10 protein-coding genes and 1 pseudogene are annotated in these 11482 nt (G+C 62.1%); 9 read left to right on the top strand and 2 right to left on the bottom strand.

Features of this window, described 5'->3' with window-relative positions; translation table 11 throughout:
- Nucleotides 1-128: 128 nt before the first annotated feature.
- Nucleotides 129-923, bottom strand: a complete 795-nt coding sequence (locus tag BBA01S_RS39020; protein WP_042298637.1) for an SDR family NAD(P)-dependent oxidoreductase — start codon at nt 921-923, stop codon at nt 129-131.
- Complete coding sequence (locus BBA01S_RS44935) at nt 920-1804, bottom strand: alpha/beta fold hydrolase (RefSeq protein ID WP_042298636.1); 885 nt, start codon at nt 1802-1804, stop codon at nt 920-922. Before BBA01S_RS44935 ends, BBA01S_RS39020 begins: the two co-directional genes overlap by 4 nt.
- Before the next feature lie 149 nt (nt 1805-1953).
- Between BBA01S_RS44935 and BBA01S_RS39010 the strand changes: the two genes are divergently transcribed.
- The 9 genes and pseudogenes from BBA01S_RS39010 to BBA01S_RS44920 all read left to right on the top strand — a co-directional run.
- A complete protein-coding gene (locus tag BBA01S_RS39010; RefSeq protein ID WP_027821117.1) occupies nt 1954-2748 on the top strand; it encodes an SDR family oxidoreductase in 795 nt (264 codons plus the stop codon).
- 155 nt (nt 2749-2903) lie between these two features.
- Nucleotides 2904-4481, top strand: a complete 1578-nt coding sequence (locus tag BBA01S_RS39005; RefSeq protein ID WP_042298635.1) for a DUF1302 domain-containing protein — start codon at nt 2904-2906, stop codon at nt 4479-4481.
- Nucleotides 4482-4515: 34 nt separating this feature from the next.
- Nucleotides 4516-5895 carry a DUF1329 domain-containing protein gene (locus BBA01S_RS39000; RefSeq protein WP_027821115.1) on the top strand — a complete coding sequence of 460 codons (1380 nt, stop codon included), beginning with the start codon at nt 4516-4518 and terminating at the stop codon, nt 5893-5895.
- Nucleotides 5896-5984: 89 nt separating this feature from the next.
- The gene (locus BBA01S_RS38995) at nt 5985-6767 is read left to right on the top strand and encodes a fumarylacetoacetate hydrolase family protein (RefSeq protein WP_027821114.1); all 783 of its coding nucleotides are present in this window, start codon (nt 5985-5987) and stop codon (nt 6765-6767) included.
- 61 nt (nt 6768-6828) lie between these two features.
- Nucleotides 6829-7713 (top strand): acetaldehyde dehydrogenase (acetylating), encoded by an 885-nt coding sequence (locus BBA01S_RS38990; protein ID WP_027821113.1) that lies wholly within the window; start codon nt 6829-6831, stop codon nt 7711-7713.
- A gap of 30 nt (nt 7714-7743) precedes the next feature.
- Entirely contained in the window at nt 7744-8799 is a 1056-nt protein-coding gene (gene dmpG / locus BBA01S_RS38985; protein ID WP_042298634.1) for a 4-hydroxy-2-oxovalerate aldolase, read from the top strand.
- On the top strand, nt 8792-9736 hold the full coding sequence (locus tag BBA01S_RS44930; RefSeq protein WP_245641731.1) for a tyrosine-protein phosphatase: 945 nt from the start codon (nt 8792-8794) through the stop codon (nt 9734-9736). The genes dmpG and BBA01S_RS44930 overlap by 8 nt, the downstream gene beginning before the upstream one ends.
- 142 nt (nt 9737-9878) lie before the next feature.
- Nucleotides 9879-10313 (top strand): annotated as a pseudogene (locus tag BBA01S_RS44925) (transposase); the annotation flags it as partial.
- 679 nt (nt 10314-10992) lie between these two features.
- Nucleotides 10993-11482, top strand: a 490-nt coding sequence (locus BBA01S_RS44920; RefSeq protein ID WP_042298632.1) for a contractile injection system protein, VgrG/Pvc8 family, incomplete at its 3' end; no start/stop codon positions are given.

Below are 11482 nucleotides of genomic sequence, written 5' to 3'. Positions count from 1 at the left end.
GAGCGGCTTTCTTTGCTTACCTTTCTTTGCCGCGGCAAAGAAAGTAAGTGCCGCCCCGCACAGGGGCAACACTAATAGACCGACGCGAAAACAAGGAAATGCCAACCACGCCAATCAACACACGCCAACTACCGCGCGGTATACCCACCGTCGATCACAAGCTCAGTCCCGGTCACATACCGCCCAGCAGGCGACACAAGATAAAGAATCCCTGCCGCGATATCCTGCGGATCGCCTATCTTCCCGATGGGCACCATCTGCTTCATCTGCCCGAAGATCTGCTCCGGATCCCCGAGTTTCTGAAACGCCTCCTCAAGCAAAGGCGTCCGAATAAACCCAGGATGCACAGAATTAGCGCGAATACCCTGCGCGGCATACAACATGGCATCGGTCTTAGCCATCAAGCGCACCGCGCCCTTCGAAGCGTGATAAGCAGGCACATCGGGCCCACCCACCAGCCCATACATGGAGGACACGTTAACGACAGAACCACCACCGGCCTGCTGCAAAGCAGGAATCGCATACTTGGTGCAAAGAAACACGCCAGTCACGTTCACGTCCATCACAGCACGCCACTGTTCCAGCGACATCTGATGCGTAGGCAGGTTTGCCCCTTCAATACCGGCGTTATTCACCAGCACATCCAGCCTCCCAAACCTCGCAACGATCTCCGCGAATACACGCTGAACCTCAGCCTCCTGCGTCACATCGAGCTTCCAGAAATAAGCCTTGCCGCCAGCCGCCACAATTTCCGCCGCCAGTTCCTCGCCGGAAGGCGACACATCCAGCACGGCAACAGCCGCCCCCGCCGAAGCCAAAGTCCGCGCCGTCTGCGCCCCAATCCCACGCGCTGCGCCCGTAATCGCGGCAACTTTGCCGCTCAAATCGAAAAGTTGCTGCGTGATCGCCTGCAGGTTGCTCATGCTGTCTCCTTGTCGTTATGTTCCGTATCCACACTGGCGCGCAAATCAGCCAGAAAATCCAGGCACTCGCGATTGAAATAGTCGCGATGCTCCACCATCACCCAATGCCCGCAGCGGTTCATCATCACGAAGCGCGCGTCCTCGCAATGCTCCAGAAAATGCATCGCGCCACTCACCGGGTTAAACCGGTCATTGGTGCCCCAGAATCCCAGCACCGGGCAGCGCAGTTCCGCCAGTCGTTCCGTGAGATTCGGCACACGCATGGTCGCCAGCACTTCAGGCGGCTGCGTTTCGCACACGCGCAGGCGCTCTTCCACCAGCGCGTCGGTCACCAGCGCACGGTCGTGCACCAGCAACTCCAGCAGGTATCGCATCGTCTGCCGGTTCATCTGACGATTGGTGAACAACGACACCATCTTCTGGATGCCTTCCATGCGGAAGTAAGTCTCACGCTCCTCCACGCCGCCAGGCGCCATCATGATGAGCGCCGCCACGTCGTCGGGATAGTCGAGCGCGTACTTCAGTGCAATCGCACCGCCCAGCGAATTGCCGAGCAGCGTGGCGCGCCCCACACCCAGTGCGTCCAGTTGGGCGCGCAGCGCCGCCACGAAGTAATCGAGCGTGTAGTGCGCGTCCGCAGGCTTCGACGACGCGCCGTAGCCCGGCAGGTCGACCACGATAACCCGGTAGCCCGCCGCCGCGAACTGAGGATAGTTATGGCGGAAATTGCTGATGCCGCTGGCGCCAGGGCCGCTGCCGTGGATAAACACCACGGGCTCGCCGCTGCCGGCTTCGAAATGATGCAGTTTCAGACCGCCGGGGACATCGGTATATGCGCCGATGGTGCCTGCCGGCAATGCGGGGTTCGGGGTTGCTGTCATGCGCGCTTGTCTCCTGATCTTGCCTTGAAACCGGCCTTTTAAAGATCATCAAGGGCACGAACACGCGCCGCATCGTCCTTTCAGACTAAGAAGCCACCCGGCCTTTTCTCTACCATCGGCCTCGATCCTTTATTCCACGGAGACAGGCCATGTCAGTTCCAGATTTCAGCAGCAGTTTCAAAGGCAAAACCGTGCTCGTGACGGGCGGCACGCGCGGTATCGGCGCAGCAATCGCGCAAGCGTTTCTAGGCGCTGGCGCAACCGTCTACGTCTGCGGGCGCAGCGTGCCCGACCAGAGCGGCACGCCCGCAGGCCTGCGCGCCATCGCCGCCGACGTTCGCGATATCGACGCCATCGACGCCCTCGTCGCCCGCATCGAAGCCGAAACCGGCCGCCTCGACGTGGTCGTCAGCAACGCGGGCGGCGCGCCCTTCGCGCTCGCTGCGCAAGCCTCCCCACGCTTTACCGAGTCCGTGATCCGCCTGAACCTGATCGCACCGCTATGGCTCGCGCAGCGCGCCAACGCCGTGATGCAGCGACAGCCCGAAGGCGGCGTGCTGCTGTTCGTCGGCAGTGTGAGCGGCCTGCGCGCCTCGCCCGGCACAGCGGCCTATGGCGCGGCGAAGGCTGGGGTGCTCAACGCCGTGCGCTCGCTCGCCGTGGAATGGGCGCCGAAGGTGCGCGTGGCCGCCGTCAGCCCGAGTCTCGTGCAGACCGAAGCCGCCACGGCCGATCACGTCGGCGAAGCGGGCTTGAAGGCGGCCGCGGCCACGGTGCCCGCCGGGCGCCTGGCCACACCCGACGACGTGGCGCACGCGTGCCTCTTCCTCGCTTCCGGTTACGCGTCGTATGCGTCGGGCTCCAATCTCGTGCTCGAAGGCGGCGGCGAAGTGCCCGCGTTTCTCGCCGCGACATCGGCGGGCAAGGCCTTTGAGCGTGCATAAGCACAGATCGGCGCTGAGCGGGCAACCATCGAGCGTGAAAACACTGAGGGGAACCAGGTAGTCCGTTTTGACGATTCTCGCTGCACGCGTGCCCCCTAACCTCTGAGCACAACAACGCCACGACAAAACCACAACGGAGCCTCAGAGGAGACGCAATGAGAATCGACACACCGCGTGCACAACGACCGGTCGCATTGGGCCCTATCACCGCCGCCTGCCGCCTCGCCCTCGCGGCGGCGTGCGTGAGCACCGCGGCTCCGGCCTGGGCGGGCGACACGATCGCGTTCGGCGCGGACACCACGCTCGACTACAACTTCACGATCGGCTATGGCCTGGGCATGCGCACGCGCTCACCCAGCGGCAACCTGCTGACCCCGGCCGACATCAACGGCGACGACGGCGACCGCAATTTCAAGGCCGACAAGCTGATGCAGAACCAGGCCAATATCCTCGGCGAAGTCAATCTCAAGCACGACGACTGGGGCGTGTTCGTGCGCGCCGATGCGTTCTACGACCAGGTCTATCACCGCCCGAACTACAACGACGCACCCGATACCGTGAACCATTCGGGCGCCTACAACCAGTTCACCGGCGATACGAGCTACTGGGCGGGCGCACGGCCGCAACTGCTCGCGGCTTACGCGTACAACACCTTCCACATCGGCAAGACCAACCTCAACGTGAAGGTGGGTGACCAGGTGCTGGCGTGGGGCGAGAGCGTGTTCTTCCCCAATATCGCGGGCGCGCAAGGCCCTGCCGATGCCACCAAGTCCTATGTAGCAGGCGCGGAAGTGAAGGACATCCTGTTGCCGGTGCCGCAGATTTCGGCGCAATGGCAACTGGCCACCAATTTCAGCGTGCTCGGCTATTGGCAATTTGCTTTCGAGCACAACGATCTCACCGCGCCGGGCAGCTATTTCAGCTACTCCGACGTTACCGGCCCCGGCGCGCAGTTCCTGATCGGCCCCGGCGGCACGCTGATCCCGCGCGGCGCGGACATCAAGCCCAATAACAACGATCAATGGGGTATTGGCGCGCGCTGGCGCGTATTCGGCGACACGGAAATCGGCGCTTATTACCTGCACTACAACGACATGAACCCAAGTGTCGTGTTCAGCTATTACCCGACGCTTCAATATCAGCAGAAGTATTTCGACCACATCAAGCTCACCGGCCTGAGTTTTTCGACCGAAGCCGCAGGCGTGAATATCGCAGGCGAAACCTCGTATCGACAGGGCGCGGCCGTGCTCGTGAATGCGCCCACCGGCGCGACGGCCACGCGCGGCGACGTGTGGCAATCGAATCTCTCCGCCATTTATTCGATCGGGCCGACGTTCCTCGCCGCCTCGCAAACACTGGTTGCTGAAGTTTCCTATGTGCACACGGGCAACGTTACGCCCGTGGACGGTTCGACCACGCTCGCGAATACGCGCAACGCCGCCGCTTTCGAGCTCGCGTGGACGCTCAGCTACAAGAACGTTTTCAACGGCTGGGACATGGACGTCCCGCTCACCTATTCCGACGATTTCACGGGCAAGTCCGCGCTCTCCGGCGCGCTCGGCTCGCTCACCGGCGTGGGCGATCACCGCTTTACCGTAGGCGTCGATTTCACACGCCTCTCGAATCTCAAGCTTTCGCTGGTCTATGCGAAGTTCCTGGGCACACCGGATCCCGCGCAGCGTCCGCTCGCGGATCGTGATTACGTGCTCGCCACCGCGACGTACTCCTTCTGAATACCGCTGTATTTTCACTGCAAGAGGAATGGTCATGAGCAGAACCCTTCATTACGCCATGCAAGCCTGCGCCGTCGCGGCAGGCGTCGCGCTCGCCGCCGGCTCGTTCGCGAAAACGAGCGCCGTGGATCTCGCGAAACTCGACAGCACGCTCACGCCGATGGGCGCGGAGCGCGCCGGCAACGCGGACGGCAGCATTCCCGCGTGGACAGGCAAGTACGTGGGCGCGCCCGCAGGCGTGAGCTACAAAGCGGGCGAGCGCTATCCCGATCCGTATGCGAGCGACAAGCCGATCGTCACGATCACCGCGCAGAACATGCAGCAATACGCGGCGCGCCTCACCGACGGCGAAAAGGCGCTCTTCAAGAAGTATCCGGACACCTTCAAGATCACGGTGTACCCGAGCCATCGCGACTTCGCGTATCCGGACGCCGTGTACAAGGCGATCCACACCTTCGCGCCCAACACGGCGATGACGAAAGACCAGAACGGCCTGAAGGATTTCCCGCCCGTCACGCCGTTCCCGGTGCCGAAGAACGGCGTGGAGGCGATGTGGAACCTGCGTTTCGCGTCGATGATCGAATCGGAGAATGCCACCTACGACCAGGCCGTGGTCTATCCGGACGGCAACATCGCATGGGGCAAGGTGCAATATTCGATCTACGGGCCGCGCGCGACCGTGCCGTTCCAGGCCGACAGCAAGCTCAACGGCCGCAGCTTTTTCCGCCAGACCACGGTGCTGCCGCTTTCCGATCGCGGCACGATTATTACGGGCTACGAAATGTGGGATCAGGAAGGCTCGGACACGCGCCGCACCTGGTCGTATAACCCCGGCACGCGCCGCGTGCGCCAGTCGCCGGAATTCGGCTTCGACCAGCCCGAAGGCCCGGGCGGTTTTCGCACCGTGGACGACGACCGCCTCTTCAACGGCTCGGGTGAACGTTATGACTGGAAGATCGCGGGCAAGCGCGAAATCTACGTGCCCTACGACAACTACCGCATGATGGATCCGTCGATCAAGTACACGTCGCTGCTCACCAAGGGCCACGAGGACATGCAGACGATGCGCTTCGAGCTGCATCGCGTCTGGGTGCTCGAAGCGACGCTCAAGCCGGGCTTCCGCCATCAGTACGCCAAGCGAGTGCTGTACCTCGACGAGGACACCTGGAACGCCGTGGCCGCCGACAACTACGACGCACGCGGCACGCTCTGGCGCACCAATTTCGCGCCCACGCTCTATGCGTTCGACGCGAAGACGTTCTATTCGACCTCGGTGTTCTATCACGACCTGATTTCGGGCGCGTACTACGCTGACCGCCTCACCAACCAGGAGCCGATGCCGAACCTCACGCCCACCACGCAGACCAACGAGGCGTATTACTCGCCCGATGCGATTCGCGGCGACGGCGTGTAAGGCGCATATCGCGCCCGCTGCGCGTTCGAAGCGCCCGCCGGACATTGCGCACGGCGGGCGCCCTCCTCTTTTTCCCCGACCCATTTGCCATGACTTCAGCCCAACTTGCCACGCTGGGCGACGCGCTCTACGCCGCCTGGCGCGAGCGCACGCCCATCGCGCCGCTCACCGCGAGACTGCCCGCGTTGCCGCTCGCCGACGCCTATCGCATCCAGCAGCACTACATCGCGCGCCGCGTGGCGGCGGGCGAGGCCGTGGTGGGCAAGAAGATCGGCGTGACGAGCCAGGCCGTGCAGGACATGCTCGACGTGCGCCAGCCCGACTTCGGCATGCTGCTCTCCGGCATGCACCACGAAAGCGGCGCGGCCATACGCGCCGATACGCTGATCCAGCCGCGCGCCGAAGGCGAAATCGCCTTCTATCTGCGCCGCGACCTGCGTGGCCCCGGCGTCGATCGCACCGAAGTGCTCGAAGCCACCGAGGCCGTGGGCGCGTGCTTCGAAATCGTCGATTCGCGGATTCGCGACTGGGCGATCCGCATTGGCGACACCGTGGCCGATAACGCCTCAAGCGGCGTCTATGTGCTGGGCCCCGAGCGTGTACCGCCGCATGCCGTCGATCTGGCTGCATGCCGCATGCGCATCGAGAAAAACGGCGTGAACGCTGGAGAAGGCGTGGGCGCGGCGGCGCTGGGCCATCCCGCCGACGCCGTGGCTTGGCTTGCCAATACGCTCGGCGAGCTGGGCATGCCGCTGCTTGCTGGCGAAGTGGTGCTGTCGGGCGCGCTTGCTGCACTGATTCCCGTCAAGGCTGGCGACCGGCTTTCGATGCGTATTGACGGCATCGGTGGTTGCGAGGTGAGTTTCGTCTAGTCTCCACCAACATCATTAGTCATCCAAATGATCTGAAAACCGCTTCAACAAGGACATCCCCATGAGCAAGATTCCATGCGCGCTGATCGGCCCCGGCAATATCGGCACCGACCTGCTTTACAAGCTGCGCCGCAGCGCGGTGCTCGACCCGGTCTGGATGGTCGGCGTCGATCCGGCTTCGGACGGACTCGCACGCGCCCAGGCGCTGGGCCTCAAGACCACGTCGGAAGGCATCGACGGCCTGCTGCCTCACCTGGAAGCGGACGGCATCCGCATCGCTTTCGACGCCACCTCGGCCTATGTGCACCGCGAGCACTCCGACAAGCTCACGGCGCGCGGCGTGCGCGTGATCGACCTCACGCCCGCCGCGATCGGCCCGTTCTGCGTGCCGCCCGTAAACCTGGGCGAGCACCTGGCCGACACGCTCAACGTCAATATGGTCACCTGTGGCGGCCAGGCAACCATTCCCATCGTGCATGCCGTTGCGCGCGTGCAGCCGGTGGCATACGGAGAGATTGTCGCGACCGTGTCGTCGCGCTCGGTCGGCCCGGGCACCCGCAAAAACATCGACGAATTCACGCGCACCACGGCGCGCGCCATCGAAACGGTGGGCGGCGCGCAGCGCGGCAAGGCGATCATCGTCATCAATCCCGCAGAGCCGCCGCTCATCATGCGCGACACGATCCACTGCCTGACCGTCGATGAACCGGACGTGGCGGCCATCACTGCATCCGTCCACAAGATGGTCGAGGAAGTGCAGCGCTACGTGCCGGGCTACACACTCAAGAACGGGCCGGTGTTCGACGGCAAGCGCGTGTCCGTCTTCATGGAAGTCGCGGGCCTGGGCGACTACCTGCCGCGATACGCGGGCAACCTCGACATCATGACGGCCGCAGCGGCACGCACCGGCGAAGTGTTCGCCGAGCAGATGCTGGCCGCCGTTTAACGCCGCGCAACCGCATAAAAGGGAAACACGATGGAAAACCTCACTGCGCACCCGCTCGCGGGCCGCCGCATCACCGTGCACGACATGACGCTGCGCGACGGCATGCACCCCAAGCGTCACCAGATCTCGCTTGACCAGATGCGCGGTATCGCGCGCGGACTCGACGCGGCGGGCGTGCCGCTCATCGAAGTCACGCACGGCGATGGCCTAGGTGGCGCTTCGGTCAATTACGGATTTCCGGCGCATAGCGACGAAGCCTACCTGGAAGCCGTGATCGGCGAACTGAAACAGGCGAAAGTGTCGGCACTGTTGCTGCCGGGCATCGGCACCGTCGATCATCTGCGCATGGCGCATGGATTGGGCGTCAACACGATCCGCGTGGCGACGCATTGCACTGAAGCCGACGTGTCTGGCCAGCATATCGGCCTTGCGCGCGAACTGGGCATGGATACCGTGGGCTTTCTGATGATGGCGCACATGGCCCCGCCCGCCCTGCTCGTCGAGCAGGCGAAGCTGATGGAATCGTATGGCGCAAACTGCATTTACATCACCGATTCAGCGGGCTACATGCTGCCTGACGACGTGCGCGCGCGCCTGGTTCCTGTGCGCGAAGCGTTGCGGCCCGAAACCGAGCTGGGTTTTCATGGGCACCACAACCTGGCAATGGGCATTGCGAATTCGCTCGCGGCGATTGAATCTGGCGCATGCCGGATCGACGCCGCCGCTGCAGGGCTGGGTGCGGGCGCGGGCAATACGCCGATGGAAGTGTTCGTGGCCGTGTGCGAGCGCATGGGGATTGAAACGGGCGTGGACGTGTTCGCTATTTCGGACGTGGCGGAAGACCTCGTGACGCCGATTATGGACGCGCCGATCCGAATTGATCGCGATGCGTTGACGCTGGGGTATGCGGGCGTCTATTCGTCGTTTCTGTTGTTTGCGAAGCGCGCCGAGGTGAAATATGGCGTGCCTGCGCGGGATATTCTCGTGGAGATGGGCCGCCAGCGGCTCGTGGGCGGGCAGGAAGACATGATTGAGGATACGGCGATGACGCTCGCACGCGAGCGTGGTTTGAGTGCTGTTGGCTGATTTTTTTGCTGCTCTCTCTTTGTACGCGTGCCGTCGCAGGATGGTGCGCGTTTTTTGTTTTTTCGTTTCTTTATTTAACCCTATGAAACGGACTTTGTTTGCGTTGCGGGTTGTTGGCGTTTCTATTTTTGTTGGTCTTGCCGCTGGAAGCGCGTTCGCGCAAGAGACTGTGTACGCCTCCAATAACGATCATCCTGTGCCTATGCAAAATATTCAGAATCTGCGCGATCTTGGGGGGCTTGCTGCCGCTGACGGCAAGGTCATTGCGCCGCATCGGCTTTATCGCAGTGGCAATCCGGCGCTGGGCACTAGCGCGGATTTCGCGCGGCTGGAGGCTATGCATCTGGACGCTGTAGTGGACTTTCGCGCAGCCAGCGAGAAGTCGCCCGCCGAAGCAGCGTTTGGGGAGCGGTTTACCTGGCAAGCCGATCCGGTTCTGGCTGGCGATCTCTCACCCGCTGCCATCGTGCCAATGCTCAAGCGCTCCACGCCCGCACAGATGCATGCTTTTATGGTGGGGCTATATCGACAGTTTCCTGTGCAGTATCAAGCGCAGTTTGCGCGGTTCTTGAAGCTCGCTGAAAACGATCAGACGCTGCTCTATCACTGCACCGCAGGGAAGGATCGTACTGGGTTTGCTACTGTGTTGTTGCTGTCTGCGCTTGGGGTCGATCGCGCAACTATCGTCGCTAATTATCTTGAGTCTAATCGGGAGAATGCTGCTTTTAACGCTGGCGCGTTGGTGCAGTTGCGGAAGATCGGTGTCGCGGATGATGTTGTGATGCCTTTGCTTGTTGTCGATGCTGATTATATTGGGGCTGCGATGGAGGTCATCGATACGCAATTTGGCGGCATGCAGCATTTTCTTCGCGATGTTTTGCATGTCGATGTTGATAGGATTCGGCGGAATTATCTTGTGGGTACGCGAGGTTTGTGAGGTGATAGGCGGTGTTTTTTTGTCGCGTTTCCTTGTGAGCGTGTCGGTCTGCAAGCGTTGCCCCTGTGCGGGGCGACGCTAATAGACCGGGGCCCGACATTAATTTCTTGTTCAAGGTATATGATTCTTTCCAGGAGAACGTATGCCTCGCAAACCAAAGACCCCACCGGTCGAACTGCCGGCCATTCCCGCTGAGCTGCTGGAACAATTCCGCAACGGCCAAATGACGGCTGAAGCCATCAACGCCGCGACGCTAGCCCTCAAGAAGGCGCTAATCGATTTGCGCTGCCAAGCCCGCCGCGTGACGAACCAGTGCAACGGCAAGGGTGCCAAGACTGTTCTGACTTAGGATGGCACGATCCGTATCGAAGTGCCGCGCGACCGCGACGGCAGCTTCGAGCCGTTGCTGATTCCCAAACACAAACGGCGCTTCACGGGCTTCGACGACAAGATCGTCGCCAGGTACACCCGGTGCATGACCGTGCGCGAGATTCAGGGCCTCCTGCGAGAGCAATACGCCGCCGAAGTCTCCCCCGAGTTCATGATCTCGGTCACCGATACCTGTCAGCGACGTATCCAGTCTGTACACGGGCAAAAAATGAGGGGAAACTTGTGCACCGCGTCTTCCCTCTAGCTACGGGGTGCAAAAGGGGTTTGCAGTTTGCACTGGCGTCGAAACCGCGCGCTTGACCGCGCTAGCGTCGCTTCCGATCGCGTTGATCCGTGGTGCTGATATGCGCGAACATGCCCTGCAGCGGTAGATAACTACCGCGCCTGTCGCGCACCTGACCGGATCTACGGCACCACGCCGAAGTGGCTCACATCGGGCGGCTGGAACTAACCGGGACGGCGCACGCATTGAAGAGCACACCGCGTCAGGTTTGCACTTCGATATCCGTCAGAATTTTCCGGGACATCGATGAGACTCGATGACCTGGGCAGCAAGCACGCCGCTGAATACGTTGCGGCTCATCAAGCCATTGCGATTTTCTGACCAGGCCCTATTGAGGCAGGGTTGCTGCAGGCGTAAAAGCCGATGTGGACTCGACGAATGCAGCGCGGCGGCCTCCTTATCCCCTTTGCAGTCCTGATGTACCCGCCGCGTCTTTCGTAAGTCCAGTGTTTCGCGCGTGCATCAGGTTGTCCCTGCACGCCCGTTTCACGCATGCAATAACAGAAAGCAAGGGAGCCGGTTTCATGCATCGCCCGTATTGCGCCGTTCGCCTGTCCATCCGCCAGCCGGGAGGTTTACTGGCATGAATTCCGACGACATCTACCGCGCGCGGTGGCCGAAGGCACTGAAGCGCACGCTCACCGTGACCGGCCCCGCGGTGCCCGAACAGGCTGATGGCGAACCGGTCTTCGTGCTCAGCGCCATCAAGGGCGAGGAGCGGCTTTCCACCGTCTGCCAGTACGACCTGATCCTGACCACGTCGCTTGGCGTGCCTGAAATCGAGGCCGCGTCCCTCGACATGAAGGCACTCATCGGCACGGAACTGACCGTCACGATTGAACTGGAGGGCATGGGCGCGATTGCGGGGGCGATGAACATCGGCGCGGGCGCGCGCGAGATTTCCGGCATCGTGACCGAGGCGCGCTTCCTCAAGCGCCTGAACCGCCAGTGCCAGTACGCGGTGGTGATCCAGCCGTGGATTGCATTGCCTGGAAAGTCGACTGATTACCGGATTTTCCAGAGAAAATCTGTTATCGAGATCGTTGAGGAAGTCCTTCAGGGCCTCATCTATT

The sequence above is a fragment of the Paraburkholderia bannensis NBRC 103871 genome, from assembly GCF_000685015.1.
GTDB lineage: Bacteria > Pseudomonadota > Gammaproteobacteria > Burkholderiales > Burkholderiaceae > Paraburkholderia > Paraburkholderia bannensis.
The sequence above is the reverse complement of the archived record's forward strand: the minus strand, read 5'-3'. Positions and strand labels throughout refer to the sequence as shown.